Genomic DNA, 19,267 nt, shown 5'->3' with positions numbered 1-19,267 from the left:
ATGCTGCAATTTGACGAGAAAGAAATAAATGAGATTCGCCAACGGACCACGTTGGCAATCATTAATAAGCTCGTTAAAGATAACGAAGTAATACTGACCAGTGACACTTTAGTGCCGCCGGATGCCCGTGCTACTTGGAACTTATATTATTATTGCCCAGAACATGGTGTCAGGCTCATTTGGGACAGACATAATGATAAAGATCATCGTTGTCCCGTTGATGGCAAGGTATTTCGGGGTGAACCCTATGACGGTGCTTGGTGGCGTTGGTTGAATGATCTCAATTCAAAAGCCTGTTATGAGCTTGGCCTATTGTGGCAATTGACTCAAGAGCCTAAGTACCTCAATAAAGTTAAAGATATTTTATTAAAATATGCCATTAACTACCCCCATTATGAAGTGCATGGAGATATTCCATACAACGGTCCGGGTAAAGCGAATGCTCAAACATTGTGTGAAGCAAATTGTCACTTAAATTTCGCACGAGGCTATGATTTTATTCGGGATGATATTCAATCATTTGAGCGTGAAAAAATTGAAGAAAGCCTACTACGTGAAGGTGCAGAGTTCCTTATCGCTCATCGCTCTCCTCAACTTCATAACCATGAAATTCGGATCAATGCAGCAGTCGGTGTCATCGGTCTTTTACTCGGTGATGAACGTTATATCAACTTTGCCCTGATTTCAGACTACGGACTTCACTATCAATTGAATTATGGTGCTATTGGGGAAGGGATGTGGTTTGAAGGATCAATTCACTACCATTACTATGCGCTCCAATCGTTGTTGATTTACGAGAAAATTGCCTATAAAACGCCTTATTCGGTAGGCGCGAACCCAAATCTTCTTAAGATGATTAAGCTACCGTTGGATTTGATCATGAGTAATGGTCGATTCCCGCGATTGAATGACTGTATCGCAGGTCAAGAGCAAGTGATTCAATCAGAGGTGTTTGAGTTTGGATATAGAGAATATCCATTTACGATTTTGCACCAAGCTTTGCAGTACATTTATTCCTTCGAAGATCGCCATAATCTGGAAGCGCTTTTATACGGTGTTGATATTCTTAAACCAGTGGATTCACTGAAATGTCAGTCCTCTCATAAACCGTATTCTGGATATACCAGCGAGTTCAATGAAGAACGTAATCACTTTATGTTGGTAAAACATGCTCCTTTTGGCGGTGAACACGATCATTACGATCGCTTGAATTTGGTGCTATGCAGAAATGGCAAAGAAATTATTCCGGATCTCGGAACGACCGGATATGGAGCTGAGTTGCATTACAATTACTACAAGAATAGTGCTACCCACAATACATTGACGGTTGATGAGTGTAACCAGTCTCCCAATACACCAGAAGTTCTGTATTACGATAAGAATGACAGCTATACCCTTTTAGATGTGATTGCCGATTGGAATTCTCCTCCTCCGGAAGTAGATAGCCATGTAATTAACCAATGGAGTAACGAAGCTTATAAAGGGATTGTGTACCGTAGGACATTTATATGGTTTGGTGATTGCGTATTAGATCTGACCAAAGTGCATAACCCTGAAAAGAGAAGGCTGGATATGACTTATATTGTTAGAGGAAGTCATTGCCATGATGAGTCGTTTATTCCCATCATTAATCCTTTTTCGAAAGTATTGGCTCGCTTAGAAAATTGTTCTCAGAACAGCTTTGATGAACAAGCGTTACGCTACCATATCGAAGGAGAAAGAGAGTTTAACCAACAAATATTCGTAAACCAAAAGTCGCTAATGTATCTATGTAGCGGCCTCGATAATCCAGCAACAAGCAAAGTCGCTTACACTGTGGTCCGTAGTCAATCAGAAAGGTTTAGCTCGGTCGTGCTACATGATCTGGATGGGGGAGCGATGGTGAAAAGTGTTAGCTGGATTAATGACGCTCTAGTTGAAATCGAGCTTTGCCGAAATGGTGTGAATAGCCGATACCAATATAACTACAGCACATCGAAACTCGCGTTTGTATAATCTTTAACTCATTTTCTCTTCTCTATTTATTGAGTGATTACAGACTTTATTTATCTCGGCTATTTGATTAGTTAGGGAGGCTTTGTCTTCAAAATCACTCAACGAAGGATGTTTTAGGAGAAAACAAAAAGTTGGAAAGTCTAATGGATAATTTAATTCAGCAAGATTTGGTTTCTTCTGTTCAGAAAGTATTTACTATTCTACAAGCATTAGGAGAGCGAAATGAGAGTGGATTATCAGAACTATCTAAACGTCTTAAAATGTCAAAAGCGTCAACTTATCGATTTTTGCAGACTATGAAATCTATAGGCTTCGTTGATCAAAAAGGAGACGCTGATAAATATGTATTAACCCTAAAGTTATTTGAGTTAGGCTCAAAAGCGCGAGAATATACGAATTTGTTCGACGTTGTAAAAGATGATATGCAAGAGCTAGCTGAAGCAACGAAGGAGGCAGTACATCTAGGAGTGCTCTATGAGCATTCTGCTCTATATCTACACAAAGTGGATTCATCTTACCATCTGGAAATGCATTCTAGAGCAGGTAAGCGTATTCCACTATATTGTTCGGCAATGGGAAAGGCTCTGCTGAGCAATATGTCTACAAATGAGGTTATCTCTCAGTTAGCGTCGGTAGAGTATATTAGGCATACTCAAAATACTCATGAAAATATTGAACTGTTATTGAAAGATCTCAGGCAGGTAAAAAAACAGCGATATGCTGAAGATAATGAAGAATTAGAGCCAGGGCTTATATGTATTGCCGTTCCCGTTTGTAATTCAATGGGCGCTGTTATTGCAGCACTTTCTATATCGCTTCCTGTTTTTCGGTTTAATGAAGAAAATAAATCAAAGTATATAAATTGGCTGCAAGCTACAGCCTCAAATATTTCAAATCGCCTATGATATAAAACTGTCTGCCATCTCTTATTTACCATGTGATCTTGTAATAAGTTAACTCGTTACTCGATTAGTTCGTGAGGTGAGGGGGAATACAAGTTCATATTTTGGCAAGAAAGTTTCCTACACAAGTTTTACGCTCAAATATACGGCATAACAAAAATATTAATTTATGGTTGTATCAACAAAACCGAGTTATTGAGAGCCGCTTTTTGCGGCTCTTTTTTATCCAGCGTTATATCTGTACATGGTCGGCTCAAGATCTTCAGCTTTAGGTTTCCAGTTTGCAATTAGCCTAATTTTTCCACCGTCAGTTATATATTTTCCAGCACTCATAACCGACACTTCGATACCACTAACAATGAATAAATCCGTCTCACAGTTTTCAGAAAGTGCGTCTCGTACTTCATTTCTTGTGACGTTAACAAACTGACCTGTAGACATTGTCCCTTTTACTTCAACTCGGCGAAAAGACTCGTTTTGAAAACACTCTAAATCGTAGGGACAGTTGGATGATGTATCCTTTACGTCATATCCCAATTGTTGGTAATACTCAATTGCCACTTTCATAGCATGCAGCTCGATAGCTTTCTTCTTCTTTGAATCAGTCATTCTGCCTTGAGCAGAGTTTTTGACTTTCATTAAAGCTTTGGGCAAATCGCTAAGCAGTGACTCTTTGGTATCTGTACTCCATGCGTAAATTTTCCCCAGTAAAGCATTTGGTTTATTTTGATAGTTCTCTACTTCAAATAGCACTTCTACAGGGTTAGTTTTGTCGTGTTCCAGATACTTTAGTTTTCCCGCAAAGATAAAGGGTTGAGTGACGCCTTTTATCTTGTCATGGATACGTACAAACAAAATAGCTGGATATCCGTTGATAATATTTTGAATAGCGGGGGATTTCGGCGTGTTTGAGTTTTGTGATTCCCAAAAAAACTGTTTGCCATCAAGTAGAAATGTATCGTTGTATCTGTGCGCTTTCTCTTTGTTTGATTTATCCAATGTGACGAATAGAACGATAGAATTATTGAAGCGAGTAATGCCTGTAATGTCGCGAGCTTGTTGGGGAACTGTGACTTCTCCTATCTTCATCACGCTCATACGATCATACTTTTCTCCCACAACAAATTTGTCATAAAGAAAATCTTCATTTTCTCGTGCCATAGGCCCTCACTAAATGCATGCGAACAATATACTGTAAAGATATACGGTATACCGTTTATTTCGCTCGCACAACGTTTGAACCCTGCAAAAAATGGGATCATAATGACAAATGTTTAAAGTCTTTAGTTGAGTAGGTAGTAGTTATGAAAACAAGGTCATATGGGAATAACTCTCCGGTAAAAGTGGCCTGTGGCGTTATATTTAATGATGATGGATATGTATTCGTATGCCGACGTAAGCAAGAAAAATCACTAGGAGGACATTGGGAATTTCCTGGTGGAAAAGTAGAAGAAGGCGAGTCGTTACAGGAATGTTTAAAGCGAGAATTGCTCGAAGAGTTAGACATGGAAGTTGACGTAAAGCATCACTTAAAAACTGTATTGCACGACTACGGCACGTTTCAAATAGAGTTAGTTGCTTTTTCTTGCGATTTTCGACGAAGTAGCTTCGTAATGACCGACCACGATAAGTTTGAATGGGTGAATGTTTCCGCCCTTTTGGTGAAAAATTTGGCTCCCGCTGATGTGCCTATTGCAGAATGTTTAGCGTCAATTTTTGATAAGTAGGTTCTAGTCTAATTGAGTTATTTTGATTGGAGTATATTGCTTTGTCAGACAGATATACTCCAAAACCTCACCTTATATACCTAATTACCCCCAAACTTCCTCTGCAATTTCAACAACGTGTTTGAGTTTGTTCCATTGCTCTTGTTCTGTGAGGATATTGCCTTCTTCCGTCGATGCGAAGCCGCATTGTGGGCTCAAACGTAATTGTTCAAGGGGGATGTGTTTTGTGGCTTCTTGAATACGTGATTTTATGTATTCTTTCGGTTCAAGCTCTGGGGATTTAGAGGTAATTAAACCTAGAACAATAAACAGGTCACTTCTGGTGACGTATTTGAGAGGGTCGAAACCACCAGAACGCTCGTCGTCATACTCTAGGAACAAACCATCAACTTTAAGTCGTCCAAAAATAGTTTCGGCTGCTGCTTCATAACCACCTGAACCAAAGTAGGTTGATCGAAAGTTTCCGCGACAAATGTGCATGGTGATAAGCATATCTTCTGGTTTGTTTTTAATGGATTCATTCAACAAGTATTCAAAAATAGCGAGTAGCTTTTCCGTGCTGTAACCAAGCTCTTTAAGGCCACTAACCCCTTCCTCTGAAAAGAAGGTCGCCCATGAGGTGTCATCAAGTTGCAAGTAACGACATCCTTTGTCGTAAAAGGCTTTGATGGCGTCTTGATAAGTCTGAACTAAGTCGCTGATGAATTTCCCTTCATTATCCTGATAGCATTCAGCCACATTTTTTCCGCGAAGGAAGAGCATGTTTGGGCTTGGAATGGTCTGTTTGGCAACATGCTGCGTTGGGTCGAGCAAAGAGCTGAGAAATTCGAAATCGCGAAGAAAAGGGTGGTTAGGGTTGAAGCTGATTTTATCTGTGATTCTGATGCTGTGAGTTTTCGGTTTTGTGCCTTTAAAGTTAAGTGGAACTTCAGGAGTGTAGCCGTCAACGCCGTTCAAACCTTCAAGAAAATCAAAGTGCCACCAAGCTCGTGAGTATTCACCGTCTGTAATTACGGTAAGTCCAGCCAGTTTCTGCTGCTCTACATGCAGACGCGTTTCCTGTCGTTGGATTTGAATAAGCTGCTCTGTTGTAATCTCGTTGTTCTGCTTTTGTAAGCGAGCGGCTTTGAGTTTTTCACTGCGTAATAAACTGCCAACTTGATCAGCGTAAAACGGAGTGATTAAGGATTGATATGACCTGACATGTGAATACCTCGAAATGCTGGGAGACCTGAATACGTCTAGACGTCCAAATAATTACTTATAAATGTGTATGTACTCAATGGCATTTTGGTCATGTTGCATATGAATTAATTTCACTTTGGCCTTTTAAACCCGTAGCTGTGTTTTAACGTTAAATCGTTACATATCCAAAACACATTTCGATTTGAAGATGCTAGTATGGCTCTCATTGAGCAGTATTGAGAAGGTGTCAGGAAGACGTATGGCTAAAGCAGGTATATCGCTAAAAGGGACGAAAGTAAGCACGTTAAAGAAAAGTCGCTCAACGGTAGAACCCGGAGTTCGTAGACGAAAGAAGTTTGACGATAAAAGGCAGTTTATTCTTGAAACGGCGATGGCTGTGTTTTCACAATATGGCTTTCACGGAACAACGATTGAACAGATCGCCAACAGTGCTGATATCTCTAAAACCAATCTGTTTTACTACTTCAAAAGCAAGGAAGAGCTTTACTTAACCATCTTGGAAAACATCCTTAACGACTGGCTTGCACCGATTGCTGGCTTTGATGAAGTGGATGATCCGAAAACCGCAATAGAAAACTATATCCGCCTTAAGTTGGAACTCTCTAGAGACCAGCCACAAGCTTCGCGTCTGTTCTGCTTGGAGATCATTCAAGGCGCTCCGATTCTTAAAAGCTACTTAAATGGTGATTTGAAGAACATCATTGAAGAGAAATCTAAAGTCATTGAACGTTGGATAAGCCAAGGAAAAATTAAGCCTGTCGATCCAACACAATTGATTTTTACTATTTGGTCGACCACGCAACACTACGCGGATTTTAGTGTTCAGGTAAAGGCGATTACAGGTAAAGATCTGACTAATAAGAAATTTTTTGAAGATACCTGTCAGTCTATCCAAAACATTATCTTTAATGGCATTGCTTAACGCTTAAGTAAGCGCTTTTTATACCTACTTTTTCAGCTTTGAGAGGTCACCAAAAGGGTGACCTTCTTCTTTCCTTGTTCCTTTCCTTTTATCTGTCATTTCACCCGTCATCTGTGCTTATAAATCTACTCATTTAGCTGCTTGTTCTTGTTTGCTTTTGTACGCGCGTTGAGTGTTTTTTGTGCACTTGATTAGTGCTTTTGCACCATTCCAGATGTTTCAAAACAGACCAGATGGTCTGGTTTTTGAGTATAAAGTACGTTAACTAATTGTTAATTAAAGTAAATGAATTGTTGGCACAAACTTTGATTTAGATCAATACGAGGAAGTAAATATATGCATGGTTAATTACAAGGAGTTTTATATGCAGATTGGTGTTTTCATTCCTATTGGAAATAACGGCTGGTTGATCTCGGAAAATGCACCTCAATACATGCCGACTTTTGATCTGAACAAAGAGATTGTGTTGAGAGCAGAACATTACGGATTAGATTTTGCTCTATCGATGATCAAGCTACGCGGTTTTGGTGGAAAAACAGAGTTCTGGGAACACAACCTAGAGTCATTCAGTTTAATGGCGGGCCTTGCTGCGGTAACGTCTAAAATTCAATTGTTCGCGACTTCAGCAACTTTAACCTTGCCGCCAGCGATTGTTGCTCGTATGGCTTCCACCATTGACTCTATTTCTCATGGTCGCTTTGGCGTTAACTTGGTGACAGGTTGGCAAAAGCCGGAATACACCCAAATGGGGCTGTGGCCGGGCGATGAGTTCTTCTCTTCTCGATATGATTACCTTTCTGAATATGCACAAGTTCTACGCGATTTATGGGATACCGGATCTTCGGATTTCAAAGGTGACTATTTCACTATGGAAGATTGTCGCGTAAGCCCTAAACCTCAGGAAAAAATGAAAATCATCTGCGCCGGTTCTAGTGATGCTGGCATGGCATTCTCAGCAAAATACGCTGACCACAACTTCATTTTTGGTAAAGGTGTCAACACGCCTAAAGCGTTCGCTCCGCAAGCGAGTCGTTTGATTGAGGCGACGGAAAAGACCGGCCGTGACGTTAGCTCATTTGTTCTGTTTATGATCATTGCTGACGAAACAGATGAAGCGGCTCGTGCGAAATGGGAACACTACAAAGCAGGGAAAGATGACGCAGCGTTGGAGTGGCTGGGCGTTCAAGCTGCGCAGGATACCAAATCTGGTAGCGATACTAACGTGCGCCAAATGTCGGATCCGACTTCTGCGGTCAATATCAACATGGGGACTTTAGTTGGGTCTTACGAAACTGTTGCCCGTTTGCTGGACGAAGTGGATGAAGTAGAAGGCACAGGTGGCGTATTGCTGACTTTCGATGAGTTTGTCGAAGGCGTCACAGCGTTTGGTGAACGTATTCAACCGTTAATGAAAACTCGTCAACACGTCACAGTTCAGGGAGCGTACGCAGCATGATTACTGGCTACTCACTGAATACAGGTGAATCTCCACAAGTTGTATTAAAAGCTGAACCAGAAAATCTGGCGATTAAAGCCAGTGAAACGGCTTTGATTGTGGTGGATATGCAGAACGCATATGCCAGCAAAGAAGGGTATTTGGATTTGGCGGGCTTTGATGTTTCAGGTACTGGACCTGTGATTGAAAACATCAACAAAACTATCGAAATCTCGCGCAAAGCGGGTATTCAAGTGGTTTTTCTGCAAAACGGTTGGGACAACAAGTATGTCGAAGCCGGTGGCGAAGGTTCGCCAAACTGGCATAAGTCCAACGCTCTGAAAACGATGCGTAAACAACCAGAGCTATCTGGTCGATTTCTTTCAAAAGGTGGTTGGGATTACGAGTTAGTTGAAGAGATAAAACCTCAACAGGGAGACTGGATTATTCCGAAAACCCGTTATAGCGGCTTCTTTAACACCAACCTAGACACCATGTTGCGCTCGCGTGGGATACGAAATCTTGTTTTCACTGGTATCGCAACGAATGTCTGTGTGGAATCGACATTAAGAGACGGTTTCCATCTCGAATACTTTGGTGTCGTGCTTTCTGATGCCACACATCAGGCGGGACCGCGCTCAGCGCACGATGCAGCGTTACTCAACATCCGAACTTTCTTCGGATGGGTAACAACGCTGGAAGATTATTCAAACGCTTTGGCTAAATAAGGAGATTACTATGCCTAAACAAACCGTACTTCCTGCTGGAACAGGAAAACCGCTTGCCCCTTATGTGCCAGGTTCTATGGCAGATGGAGTGTTGTATGTTTCAGGAACACTGCCTTTTGACAGTGAAAATAACGTGGTTTTTCCGGGAGATGCAGCAGCGCAAGCTCGTCACGTGCTCAGCACCATTCGCAGTGTTGTTGAAGAAGCTGGCGGCACAATGGATGACGTGACTTTCAACATGATCATGATTAAAAACTGGGCGGACTACGCTGCGATTAACGCTGTGTATGCGGATTTCTTTCCGGGTGAAAAACCGGCTCGCTACTGCATTCAATGTGGCTTAGTGAAAGAAGAAGCGTTGATCGAAATTGCGTCTATTGCACACGTTGGTAAAGCCTGAGTTGATTTGACTCAACGCTTTAAAAGGTAGAGCAGCACATGTATTACGAAATTCATGACGATGGTCAGGGAAATAAAGAGACGGTAATTCTCTCCTCTGGTTTGGGTGGTTCGCACAGCTATTGGCATCATCAGTTGCCACTGTTGAAAAGTCGCTTTCGAGTGATTGTGTATGACCACTTGGGGACAGGGCAAAGCCAAGGCGATATTCCGCAAGGTTACAGCATCGCGGACATGGCTAAGGAAGTCGTCACCTTGCTGGATCAAACAGATAGCGAACGTGTTCATTTCATCGGTCATGCGTTAGGTGGGCTTATTGGCTTACAACTTGCGGCTGATTTCCCAAAAAGAGTGTCGAGCTTATTGCTCATTAACGCTTGGGAAAAAACTGATGATCATACCAAGTTGTGTTTTGACATTAGAAAATCTCTGCTGCGAAATTCTGGTATAGAGATGTTTTTCAAGGCGCAGCCACTGTTTTTGTATCCTGCGGAATGGATGAAGAATAATGCTGCTTTGTTGAAGGAAGAAGCGGATAAGGTTCTTTCTTCGCCTTTCAATCAAGACAACTTACTGAGAAGAATCGCGGCGGTGGAAAGTTTCGATATCTCTGAAAATATTGATTTGATTCGTTGTGTTACAGGTGTTATCGCAAGCTGTGATGATTTACTGGTGCCATATTCCTGCTCAGAAACGTTACATAAAAAACTCAGCCACTCTTCGTTTTATTTATTAGAGAAAGGGGGACACGCCTGCAATGTTTCAGACTCTGTGACGTTTAATAAAACGATGCTTGATTTTTATAACGAGATTTAAGGAGAAATCCGAATGAACGAGACGATGGATTCGTCAGCGTTAAAGCAACTGTTTACAAAAGCGAGAACGCACAACGGTTGGTTGGATAAGAAAGTCAGCCAAGCGCAGATTGAACAGTTGTATCAACTGACCAGTTTAGGGCCGACGTCGGCAAACTGCTCTCCTGCGCGCTTTGTTTTTATTACCTCTGAAGAAGGAAAGCAGCGTTTAGCTCCGACACTGTCGAGCGGTAATTTAGAAAAGACCATGACCGCACCCGTGACGGTATTAGTGGCTTATGACCGCAAGTTTTACGACGCCTTACCAACACTTTTCCCTCATGGTGATGCGAAAAGCTGGTTTACCTCAAGCGAGGCGCTTGCGTCTGAAACTGCGATGAGAAACAGCTCTATGCAGGCGGCTTATATGATTATGGCGGCGAGGGCTATGGGGCTCGATACGGGGCCACTTTCGGGGTTTGATGCAGCAGCGGTCGATGAAGCGTTTTTTTCAGGTACAAGCTGGAGCGTCAACTTAATCATCAATATTGGCTATGGAGACGCTTCTAAGTTGTATGGTCGTCTACCTCGCTTAGCGTTAGAAGAGGCGTGTTTGTATGTCTAATTTGGCTATCAATATTCCATTTGCGTTAGCAAACGAAAATGAACTCAGCTTTACCCCGTTTGCTGACACTGACGACAAAGGTGTAAAGCTTTACCGCAATGGCATGTCTGGGCTTGGTGCATCAGTGAATGTTATTACCACTATGGTAGATGGCAAACCTGCGGGCTTTACTGCAACCGCAGTCACCAGTGTGACTGATGCTCCGCCAACGCTATTGGTGTGCTTAAACCGCTCGTCTTCAGTGTTCTCCATGTTTGATAAAGCAGAGTATCTGTGCGTAAACACACTGGCAGCAGGCCAAGAAACGGTATCGGGTGTGTTCGCCAGCAAACTCAATCAAGCAGAACGTTTTGATTCGGTGGAATGGCAACAGTTTGTCACACGATCGCCAGCGTTAAATGCGGCATCAACCGTATTTGACTGCCGCATTTCATCACGCACATCGGTAGGTACTCATGATGTCTTTTTCTGTGAAGTGCTCGGAGTTGGTCAAACGGAACAAGCTTCGAATCTTGTTTATTTCAATCGTAAGTATCACAGCCTTGTTTAACAGGGTTACTTAAATAAACGACTTAGGGAAGGAGCTCCGCAATGACGATGTCTATGGATACGTATTACCTATACGGATTTTGTTTTAACGATATGAACATTCAGTAACAGTGATTTTTATCTTCACGTTTCGTGTTTTCCAGAATTAAACGAGTGGTTTAGTGGTTCATTTGATTTATTTGGATAGGTAGCAACATAAAGCAGAAGGGAAATAACTAGGGTCAACAAGCCTTAACTCAATTAGGAAGAGAGGGGATTCAAATGAAAACGGAAATGAAGCAAGTGGGGGATTTCTACGAACTAGAAGTCGGTGAAGACCTCATCTCTAGCAAAAATTTCAACAGTGATTTGGCACCAACCAAAGTCAAAGAGCGTACGTGGAACAAGTTCAACATCGCGGCTTTGTGGGTCGGCATTTCGATTTGTGTGCCGACGTATACTTTGGGCGGCATATTAACCAACTACTTTGGTTTGTCTGTGGTTGAGGCACTACTCACTATTCTTATTGCGAACATTATTGTATTGGTGCCTCTAACGCTGAACGCCTTCGCTGGGACGAAATATGGCTTGCCGTTCCCTGTCGTACTTCGTTCGTCGTTCGGCATTATGGGATCCAACGTTCCCTGCGTGATTCGCGGCTTTGTCGCTTGCGGCTGGTTTGGTATTCAAACCATGTTTGGTGGTTTAGCTATTCATTTGTTCTTATCTGAAGTCTCATCAGGATGGGCATCATTAGGTGGCGTAGGTGAAGTGATAGGCTTCTTTATTTTCTGGGCGCTGAATATTGGCGTTGTACTTAAAGGTGCAAACTCGATCAAGTGGCTGGAAACATTGTCAGCACCGCTATTGCTGATTGTGTCACTTGGTCTGCTATTTTGGGCAAGTGATAAAGTCTCTTACACAGAATTGCTTTCGACACCAGCAAACCGTCCTGAAGGCGAAGGTTTCGCGAAGTACTTTATGTCTGGTTTAACAGCTATGGTGGGCTTCTGGGCAACGTTATCTTTGAACATTCCAGATTTCAGCCGTTACGCAAAATCGCAGAAAGATCAGGTAGTAGGGCAAATCATGGGGCTTCCGCTCACCATGTTCTTGTTTGCTTCACTTGGTGTGGTAATGACGGCCGCTTCTGAAACTATGTTTGGTCAAACCATCTCAGACCCAATTACGCTGATTGGTCAGATCGACAGCCCATTTCTAGTGGCAGTAGCTATGGTGATGATTGTGATTGCTACGCTATCAACCAATACCGCTGCAAACATTGTTTCTCCGACTAACGACTTCCAAAACATTTCACCGCAACATATCGACCATACCAGAGGCGTACTGCTTACAGGGGCAATCGGTATTTTGTTGATGGGGTGGGAGCTATTGAAAAAAGTTGGCTGGGTCGAATCTGATCTGAGCGTAGAAGCCTATATTTCTAACTGGTTATTAGGCTACTCAAGCCTGCTTGGCCCAATTGCTGGCATCATGATTGTGGATTATTTCCTAATCAAGAAACAGAAGTTAGATATATTGGCGTTGTACAAGGAAGATGCCTATCCGGCGTTCAACTGGGCTGGCTTCATTGCGCTACTCATCCCTGTTAGTTTCACTATGATGGCGATTTTCTTCAATGTGATGACTTGGTTCTATGACTATGGGTGGTTTACAGGTGCTTTCAGTGGTGCCATTTTGTACTACGTTATTTGTAAGTTCACGCCTCAGTTGGTGATAAAAACTGAGCTGGAGAAAGCGTAAACCATTGTTCGAAGGGTATGGGGCATTCCTTATACCCTTAATTCACTCAAGATTTAAGGGATAAAATTGATATGGGTAAAGTGGTATTTATTACTGGAGCAACGTCGGGTTTTGGACGAGCAGCCGCGCGGAAATTTGCCTCTGAGGGCTGGGCGTTAGTCATTACTGGCAGACGTGAAGAGCGTTTGAAAGAGTTGGCGGCAGAGTTGTCTGAAATCGTCCCAGTACGCTACCAAACACTCGATGTGCGCAGTAAAGAAGAAGTCGACGCTCTGGTTAAGTCGCTACCCGAATCTTTCAAACAAGTTACCTGCTTGGTGAATAATGCGGGGCTTGCTTTATCTCCGAATCCTGCTCAAACCGTCGATATTCAAGATTGGCACACCATGATTGATACCAATATCACTGGGCTAGTTAATGTCACCCATGCGCTACTTCCAACATTGATTGAAGTGGGCAAAGGCGCGTCTATTATCAACGTTGGTTCGATTGCAGGTCAGTGGCCCTATCCGGGCAGTCATGTTTACGGCGCAACCAAGGCGTTTGTGAAACAGTTCAGCTATAACTTGCGTTGTGACCTTTTAGGCACAGGTGTGCGAGTTACAGATCTCGCTCCGGGAATTGCGGAAACGGAGTTCACTTTGGTCAGAACCAAAGGGGATCAAGCGGCATCGGATGCGCTTTATGCAGGCACTCAAGCTTTAACGGCGGAAGATATTGCAGACACCATGTTTTACTTAGCGACACTTCCTGCACATATGTGCGTCAACCGCCTCGAAGTGATGCCAACGGCGCAGGCGTGGAACCCTTTCGCTATTCATCGAGAAAGCTGATTTATCATCGACAGACTCAAATAAGCGAATTTTTAAAAGGAATTAAAAATGGAACTGAGTGCAATTGAAGAGATTATCGAAGATATCCGTTTAGGAAAAATGGTGATCTTAATGGACGATGAAAACAGGGAAAATGAAGGCGATATTATTGTCGCGGCTGACAAAATAACGCCTGAAATCGTTAACTTTATGGTCACTGAAGCTCGTGGTCTGTTATGTCTGACGATGACTGAACAGATGGCACAGCAGCTAGAGTTGCCTTTGATGGTCAAAAACAATACCGAGCAGTTTGGCACCAACTTTACGGTTTCAATTGAAGCAGCCAAAGGTGTGACAACAGGAATCTCAGTGCATGACAGAGCCGTCACGATTAAGACCGCAGTCTCTGCAAATGCCACACCCAAAGATGTGGTTTCTCCCGGCCATGTCTTTCCTGTTGTCGCGCGCGAAGGCGGAGTATTAGTTCGTCCCGGTCATACTGAAGCTGGATGTGATTTAGCCGCTCTCGCGGGGCTAACTCCTTCTTGTGCGATCATTGAAGTCTTGAATGCGGACGGAACTATGGCTCGCCGACCAGACTTAGAAGTATTCGCCAAAAAGCACAAGATCAAATTGGGTACTATTGCCGACTTAATCGCTTATCGACTAAAACAAGAAACACAGCAGGAGCTTGTTGCTTAGCGTTGTCTATTTGGAAGGATTAGGAACCACGGTGTTGTGATTCCTAAATAAAATGATGCTTAGCCCAGAGTGGTATCTAATACCATCATCAGAGCAAAACCTAACATTAAACCAATGGTCGCTAAGGTTTGATGGCCGTTGCGGTGTGTGTCGGGAATTACTTCATGTGACACTACGAACAACATTGCACCGCCAGCCAAGCCGAGCCCGATAGGGTAAGCAATCATTAATCCGCCAGCTAAACTCACTCCGAGCAAAGCGCCAATCGGTTCCAGTAAGCCAGTCAGTGCGGCGACTAAAACCGATAATCTTGCATTGAATCCTGCGGCTCTCAGAGTCACGGCCACGGCTAAACCTTCGGGAATGTCTTGCAGAGCAATTGCTGTGGTCAGCGGAACACCAACTGAAAGGTCTCCCTGCGCATACCCGACGCCGATCGCCATCCCTTCAGGAAAATTATGTAACGCTATGGCAAATACAAACAGCCAAGCACGGCTGCATCTGTCGTGCCCCGGACCACAAGGCCCTGTTTCCAAATGTTCATGGGGTGTGAAAGCATCCAGTCCGAGCATTAGTGCTACACCGATAGCCATGCCGAGGATAACGATCATGCCTCCAAGAAATCCGTTATCAAAAAACGCTGTGCCTGCTTCTATACCGGGCAATAAAAGTGAGAAAGCAGAAGCGGCGAGCATCATGCCTGCGGCAAAGCCAAGCATGCAGTCAGATAGCTTTTGCGGAATATCTCGAATGAAGAGGGCAGGTAAGGTACCCGATGCCGTGGCGAGAAAAGCGATACCACCCCCAACCAGTGCATATTGCGCGTTTAGTTGTCTTTCGCCAGTTAAGGCGTGGAAAAGGAAAAAGGCGATTAAAAGCAAAGAGACAATCAATCCACCCGCCATAATTGGGTGCTGGTTTGAGTGTCCTCTTAACACTTCAACCCATGACTGTTCTTGAGTGTGGTTCATAGAGTCAATCCTAGAGATTATTTATAGAAATATATGGTTGTTTCCTGCTCACATGTGCCTTTACCCAATGTCGTAAATATACCGAGTGGCAAATTTCGACTTTATCCTGCTCTTTTAACTGGGATATAGTGGTAACCCATACGGTTTACGTTGCTTCCATAAATCGAGTAGTCTGGGTTTATCTTCTTATTATTTAACGCTTAATTAGGGCTAATAATGACACAGTTTGTTTATTTGTCTAACGCATTATCAGGGACAATTTCTCGCTATAAACTCCATCAGGGCGAGCTTACATTGCTAGGAGAAACAGAAGTAGGTTACATGGTAATGCCAATGGCAGTAAGCCCTTGCCAGAATTACCTTTATGCGGCCATTCATAGCGAGCCGTTTCACTTAAAACAGTTGAGAATTGATCCGCAGACGGGCGATTTGACTCTTGAAGGTGAAACGCCAGTTAATGAGGGGCTTGTCAGTTTAACTACCGACAAAGACAACCAATGGTTGTTAGCATCATCGTTTGGTCAACATAATGTTGTCATTAAACCTATGACTGAAACTGGGCACTTTACCGATAAAACGGTAAAGATTCAGCACAGCAGTGCTTGTCATACTTGTCTCTTTAGTCCTGATGATAAATGGATGGTGGCTACAGAATTCGGAGTAGACAAAATACTGGTTTACCCGCGACCAAACTCAGAGGGAATGGTTGATAAGCCTGTAGCGAGTTATCAGTTTGCCAAGGACGCTGGTCCAAGACACATTGCGTTTTCGCCATGTGGAGCTTTCCTCTATGTAGTGACGGAAATGGACGCGACAGTGGTGACGTTAACGTTTGATTCTGAAACAGGCCAATTGGCATTCGTTGCAGAATCACCAGCGATACCAAGAGAAGCGTTAGGGTTGGAACGAGGCCTTCCGCCAGCACAAAAAGTAGCCAATGATGTACCAAGAGTTTGGGCGGCAGATATTCATAACACACGCAATGGTCGGTTCATTTATGTGTCAGAGCGGACACTAAGTGTGATTACATGTCTTGAAGTAGATAAAGACACGCATATTCCTTACTACCGACATCACCATCAGGTTGAGAAGCAACCGCGCAGTTTTATCATCTCGCCAGATGATCAATACATTTTAGCCAGTGGCGAATTGGCAGATGAACTGGGCGCTTACTCAATAGATGCAAATACAGGGCAATTATCCAAAGTATCTGCAGCTCCATGTGGTGAAGGTGCTGGCTGGGTTTCGATAACGGATTACCGCTTGTCTTAGCTCACACTTTGAGGCACTCTGCTGTTTCAGTTTGGTTAAAATTTGTTTATGCATATGTACTGAAATCGCCTATGTGAAGTGCCGATAGAATGTATCAAGGATGCGTAGAGTAGCGTTGTAAGGATATAGGATGTCGGTACGTGATAGGTTTTTAGCTCTTGCCATTGTTTTGGTGTGGGGTGTTAACTTTGTGGTTATCAAAGTTGGCTTGCAAGGAATGCCGCCTCTTCTGCTCGCAGGGTTACGTTTTGCGTTTGTCGCTTTGCCTGCCATTTTCTTTATTAAGCGCCCTCAAGTGCCTTTGAAATGGCTGGTGGCTTATGGCTTAACCATCAATTTTCTACAGTTCTCGTTACTTTTCTGGGCTTTAAAAGTGGGTATGGCGGCCGGTTTAGCCTCTCTGCTTTTGCAGGCGCAAGCGTTTATTACTCTGGGCTTTGGCGTTTTGCTGTTGAAAGAGAAAGTACGCATTCACAATATGATTGCGGTGTCTGTTGCTGGGGCGGGGATATACCTTCTGGCGGCAGCTCAGGGGCATGATTCAACGTCATTAACCTTATTCACCTTGGTTTTAATTATCGGTGCGGCGGCTTTTTGGGCTCTGGGTAATATCGTGAATAAAGTCATCATGCAACGTTATCCGGTTCCGACCATGTCGCTCATCGTATGGAGCGCGCTGGTTCCAATGGTTTCATTCTTCATTTCCTCGTATGTGATTGAAGGGCCTGAGCTTATTGTTGAATCATTGGTCAATATTGAATGGCATAACGTTTTTTCCATTGTTTACTTGTCTCTACTAGCGACAATTCTGGGATACGGCGGCTGGAGCTACTTACTTAGTCGTTATGAAACCTCCATGGTTGCTCCGCTATCGTTGTTAGTGCCAGTGTTTGGTTTGCTAAGCGCATGGATACTGCTTGGCGAAAGTCTAAGCCTTTATCAAATCATCGGCGTGGTAGTGATCGCAATGGGCCTAGTAATCAACGTATTTGGCAAGAACTGGTTTGGTGTGAGAAGGGTAGCTAAAGCGCCAGCGCTTGATAAATAAGAGCAGGCAAACAGTACCCAAAAGCAAGAGTCGTTCAACGGCTCTTTGTATTTAATAGTAAATGTCAGATTCAATCAGGTCTTCAGGATGTTTGCCTCCCACTTTGTCAGCGAGCATCTGTGCTGCTAGCGGAACCATTTCAATACAAATAATATTCTCTATCGTGAAAGTTGCCCTATGGTACTTGGCTATAACCACGTACTGAAGCTGGTGCGTCTTATTTCTTCAGTTGTAAATAGAACTATAAATACTAGCAATTATCATTTGCATGATGTTAACATCTGACCCTAAAAATTGAACCGAATCCTGCACAATAACTGGCGCAGAAGCCAAATATAGCAAGGTTTGGACAATAAGTGATCTCTATAAATTTAGTGAGTTAAGATGCTATCGGATGTAGTACAGCAGGCCGTAGAGGCGCAGCGAAAAAGCGAAAAGCGTCGCGGAATGATATTAACCAGTTTTGGCGCATTACTCGCCGCTTCTTTTATTCTCGATATTATGACCGGCCCTTCAATGATTGATGCCAGCTCGGTTATTTATGCGCTGCTTGAGTGGGTAGGATTACCATTTCAAGTGGATGCTTCCACGCAAGTCATTGTTAGTAATCTACGTTTACCTATTGCACTGATGGCCATCTTTGTTGGCGGATCGCTAGGGATGGGCGGTGCGGAAATGCAAACCTTGCTGAACAACTCCATGGCAAGTCCATACACTTTAGGTATGGCTGCGGCTGCAGGTTTTGGTGCGGCATTAATGCTTTACACGGGCTCTCTGGGTATCGATAGCAACTTAGCTGTACCTATTGGTGCATTTGTCTTCTGTATGATTTCGGCGTGTTTTCTTTTTGCGCTGGCGTCAGTTCGCCATATTGGTTCAGGGCAGTTGATCCTAGCTGGTATCGCGCTGCTGTTCCTGTTCCAATCTTTGTTATCTCTTGTGCAGTTTATTTCGTCACCTGAATTGAGCCAACAGATCTTGTTCTGGCTATTTGGTAGTCTTTCAAAAGCGACGTGGACAAATTTAGCGATTACCGCAGCAGTAGTGATGGCGAGCTTGTTCTTGCTATTGCAAGACTCATGGAAATTGACCGCATTGAAACTCGGCGAAGAGCGTGCGAAAAGCCTTGGTGTGAACATCGTAAAACTGCGTTTAAAAACCTTGCTGATTGTCGCGGTGATGACAGCAACAGTGACCAGTTTCGTTGGTATCATTGGCTTCATCGGCATTGTTTCACCTAATATCGCTAAAATTCTGGTTGGTGAAGATCAGCGTTTCTTCCTTCCACTTTCATTCCTAATCGGTGCATTTTTGTTGTCGACTGCTTCTGTTCTATCAAAAGTGATCGTACCGGGGGCATTGTTCCCAATCGGCATCGTAACTGCCATCATTGGTGTGCCTTTCTTCTTCTGGCTCATCATCGCGAAGAGAAGATAA

18 protein-coding genes and 1 pseudogene are annotated in these 19,267 nt (G+C 43.3%); 16 read left to right on the top strand and 3 right to left on the bottom strand.

Translation table 11 applies throughout. From position 1 onward, the window contains the following. Both HKI82_RS17075 and kdgR read left to right on the top strand, forming a co-directional pair. Positions 1 to 1,995 (top strand): heparinase II/III domain-containing protein, encoded by a 1,995-nt coding sequence (locus HKI82_RS17075; protein ID WP_171138678.1) that lies wholly within the window; start codon positions 1 to 3, stop codon positions 1,993 to 1,995. Positions 1,996 to 2,138: 143 nt separating this feature from the next. Next, positions 2,139 to 2,900, top strand: coding sequence for a DNA-binding transcriptional regulator KdgR (kdgR, locus tag HKI82_RS17070; RefSeq protein WP_171138677.1), 762 nt, complete (start codon positions 2,139 to 2,141; stop codon positions 2,898 to 2,900). A 219-nt stretch (positions 2,901 to 3,119) separates the two neighbouring features. Here the strand turns inward: kdgR and HKI82_RS17065 are convergent, their stop codons facing one another. Beyond that, complete coding sequence (locus HKI82_RS17065) at positions 3,120 to 4,058, bottom strand: DUF3427 domain-containing protein (protein ID WP_171138676.1); 939 nt, start codon at positions 4,056 to 4,058, stop codon at positions 3,120 to 3,122. A gap of 143 nt (positions 4,059 to 4,201) precedes the next feature. Between HKI82_RS17065 and HKI82_RS17060 the strand changes: the two genes are divergently transcribed. Further along, a complete protein-coding gene (locus tag HKI82_RS17060; protein ID WP_102942371.1) occupies positions 4,202 to 4,624 on the top strand; it encodes a (deoxy)nucleoside triphosphate pyrophosphohydrolase in 423 nt (140 codons plus the stop codon). Positions 4,625 to 4,708: 84 nt separating this feature from the next. On the opposite strand, the gene HKI82_RS17055 is transcribed toward HKI82_RS17060, so the two are convergent. Next, on the bottom strand, positions 4,709 to 5,806 hold the full coding sequence (locus HKI82_RS17055) for a 5-methyltetrahydropteroyltriglutamate--homocysteine S-methyltransferase (protein ID WP_261881184.1): 1,098 nt from the start codon (positions 5,804 to 5,806) through the stop codon (positions 4,709 to 4,711). A 262-nt stretch (positions 5,807 to 6,068) separates the two neighbouring features. Here HKI82_RS17055 and rutR point away from each other — a divergent pair, with 262 nt between their 5' ends. From rutR to ribB, 10 genes and pseudogenes are all read left to right on the top strand, one after another. Further along, positions 6,069 to 6,752 (top strand): HTH-type transcriptional regulator RutR, encoded by a 684-nt coding sequence (gene rutR / locus HKI82_RS17050; protein ID WP_171138675.1) that lies wholly within the window; start codon positions 6,069 to 6,071, stop codon positions 6,750 to 6,752. 364 nt (positions 6,753 to 7,116) lie between these two features. After that, positions 7,117 to 8,208: a pyrimidine utilization protein A gene (gene rutA, locus HKI82_RS17045; RefSeq protein WP_171138674.1), complete on the top strand. Its 1,092-nt coding sequence runs from the start codon at positions 7,117 to 7,119 to the stop codon at positions 8,206 to 8,208. Further along, on the top strand, positions 8,205 to 8,915 hold the full coding sequence (gene rutB / locus HKI82_RS17040; protein ID WP_171138673.1) for a pyrimidine utilization protein B: 711 nt from the start codon (positions 8,205 to 8,207) through the stop codon (positions 8,913 to 8,915). The genes rutA and rutB overlap by 4 nt, the downstream gene beginning before the upstream one ends. Before the next feature lie 10 nt (positions 8,916 to 8,925). Beyond that, positions 8,926 to 9,315: a pyrimidine utilization protein C gene (gene rutC / locus HKI82_RS17035; protein WP_042481033.1), complete on the top strand. Its 390-nt coding sequence runs from the start codon at positions 8,926 to 8,928 to the stop codon at positions 9,313 to 9,315. Between the two features lie 38 nt (positions 9,316 to 9,353). Further along, positions 9,354 to 10,130, top strand: a complete 777-nt coding sequence (rutD, locus tag HKI82_RS17030; protein ID WP_171138672.1) for a pyrimidine utilization protein D — start codon at positions 9,354 to 9,356, stop codon at positions 10,128 to 10,130. Positions 10,131 to 10,142: 12 nt separating this feature from the next. After that, the gene (locus HKI82_RS17025) at positions 10,143 to 10,733 is read left to right on the top strand and encodes a malonic semialdehyde reductase (protein ID WP_171138671.1); all 591 of its coding nucleotides are present in this window, start codon (positions 10,143 to 10,145) and stop codon (positions 10,731 to 10,733) included. Continuing rightward, the gene (locus HKI82_RS17020) at positions 10,726 to 11,283 is read left to right on the top strand and encodes a flavin reductase (protein WP_171138670.1); all 558 of its coding nucleotides are present in this window, start codon (positions 10,726 to 10,728) and stop codon (positions 11,281 to 11,283) included. The genes HKI82_RS17025 and HKI82_RS17020 overlap by 8 nt, the downstream gene beginning before the upstream one ends. Positions 11,284 to 11,543: 260 nt before the next feature. After that, positions 11,544 to 13,025 carry an NCS1 family nucleobase:cation symporter-1 gene (locus HKI82_RS17015; protein ID WP_171138669.1) on the top strand — a complete coding sequence of 494 codons (1,482 nt, stop codon included), beginning with the start codon at positions 11,544 to 11,546 and terminating at the stop codon, positions 13,023 to 13,025. 71 nt (positions 13,026 to 13,096) lie between these two features. Then, positions 13,097 to 13,858, top strand: coding sequence for an SDR family NAD(P)-dependent oxidoreductase (locus HKI82_RS17010; RefSeq protein WP_171138668.1), 762 nt, complete (start codon positions 13,097 to 13,099; stop codon positions 13,856 to 13,858). A 48-nt stretch (positions 13,859 to 13,906) separates the two neighbouring features. Beyond that, a pseudogene (ribB, locus tag HKI82_RS17005) lies at positions 13,907 to 14,536 on the top strand (3,4-dihydroxy-2-butanone-4-phosphate synthase); the annotation flags it as partial. 62 nt (positions 14,537 to 14,598) lie between these two features. On the opposite strand, the gene HKI82_RS17000 reads toward ribB, so the two are convergent. Next, on the bottom strand, positions 14,599 to 15,510 hold the full coding sequence (locus HKI82_RS17000; protein WP_102942381.1) for a ZIP family metal transporter: 912 nt from the start codon (positions 15,508 to 15,510) through the stop codon (positions 14,599 to 14,601). 216 nt (positions 15,511 to 15,726) lie between these two features. On the opposite strand from HKI82_RS17000, the gene HKI82_RS16995 reads away from it, so the two are divergent. From HKI82_RS16995 to HKI82_RS16985, 3 genes are all read left to right on the top strand, one after another. Further along, the gene (locus HKI82_RS16995) at positions 15,727 to 16,782 is read left to right on the top strand and encodes a lactonase family protein (protein ID WP_171138666.1); all 1,056 of its coding nucleotides are present in this window, start codon (positions 15,727 to 15,729) and stop codon (positions 16,780 to 16,782) included. Positions 16,783 to 16,912: 130 nt separating this feature from the next. After that, complete coding sequence (locus tag HKI82_RS16990; protein ID WP_171138665.1) at positions 16,913 to 17,830, top strand: EamA family transporter; 918 nt, start codon at positions 16,913 to 16,915, stop codon at positions 17,828 to 17,830. A gap of 384 nt (positions 17,831 to 18,214) precedes the next feature. After that, positions 18,215 to 19,267 (top strand): FecCD family ABC transporter permease, encoded by a 1,053-nt coding sequence (locus tag HKI82_RS16985; RefSeq protein ID WP_171138664.1) that lies wholly within the window; start codon positions 18,215 to 18,217, stop codon positions 19,265 to 19,267.

This window comes from Vibrio plantisponsor, assembly GCF_013041605.1.
GTDB classification, from domain to species: domain Bacteria; phylum Pseudomonadota; class Gammaproteobacteria; order Enterobacterales; family Vibrionaceae; genus Vibrio; species Vibrio plantisponsor.
The sequence above is the reverse complement of the archived record's forward strand: the minus strand, read 5'-3'. Positions and strand labels throughout refer to the sequence as shown.

Coding starts and splice junctions, on each gene's coding strand:
- HKI82_RS17075 (WP_171138678.1), top strand. CDS start 1: ATGCTGCAATTTGACGAGAAAGAAATAAATGAGATTCGCCAACGGACC.
- kdgR (WP_171138677.1), top strand. CDS start 2,139: ATGGATAATTTAATTCAGCAAGATTTGGTTTCTTCTGTTCAGAAAGTA.
- HKI82_RS17065 (WP_171138676.1), bottom strand. CDS start 4,058: ATGGCACGAGAAAATGAAGATTTTCTTTATGACAAATTTGTTGTGGGA.
- HKI82_RS17060 (WP_102942371.1), top strand. CDS start 4,202: ATGAAAACAAGGTCATATGGGAATAACTCTCCGGTAAAAGTGGCCTGT.
- rutR (WP_171138675.1), top strand. CDS start 6,069: ATGGCTAAAGCAGGTATATCGCTAAAAGGGACGAAAGTAAGCACGTTA.
- rutA (WP_171138674.1), top strand. CDS start 7,117: ATGCAGATTGGTGTTTTCATTCCTATTGGAAATAACGGCTGGTTGATC.
- rutB (WP_171138673.1), top strand. CDS start 8,205: ATGATTACTGGCTACTCACTGAATACAGGTGAATCTCCACAAGTTGTA.
- rutC (WP_042481033.1), top strand. CDS start 8,926: ATGCCTAAACAAACCGTACTTCCTGCTGGAACAGGAAAACCGCTTGCC.
- rutD (WP_171138672.1), top strand. CDS start 9,354: ATGTATTACGAAATTCATGACGATGGTCAGGGAAATAAAGAGACGGTA.
- HKI82_RS17025 (WP_171138671.1), top strand. CDS start 10,143: ATGAACGAGACGATGGATTCGTCAGCGTTAAAGCAACTGTTTACAAAA.
- HKI82_RS17020 (WP_171138670.1), top strand. CDS start 10,726: ATGTCTAATTTGGCTATCAATATTCCATTTGCGTTAGCAAACGAAAAT.
- HKI82_RS17015 (WP_171138669.1), top strand. CDS start 11,544: ATGAAAACGGAAATGAAGCAAGTGGGGGATTTCTACGAACTAGAAGTC.
- HKI82_RS17010 (WP_171138668.1), top strand. CDS start 13,097: ATGGGTAAAGTGGTATTTATTACTGGAGCAACGTCGGGTTTTGGACGA.
- HKI82_RS17000 (WP_102942381.1), bottom strand. CDS start 15,510: ATGAACCACACTCAAGAACAGTCATGGGTTGAAGTGTTAAGAGGACAC.
- HKI82_RS16995 (WP_171138666.1), top strand. CDS start 15,727: ATGACACAGTTTGTTTATTTGTCTAACGCATTATCAGGGACAATTTCT.
- HKI82_RS16990 (WP_171138665.1), top strand. CDS start 16,913: ATGTCGGTACGTGATAGGTTTTTAGCTCTTGCCATTGTTTTGGTGTGG.
- HKI82_RS16985 (WP_171138664.1), top strand. CDS start 18,215: ATGCTATCGGATGTAGTACAGCAGGCCGTAGAGGCGCAGCGAAAAAGC.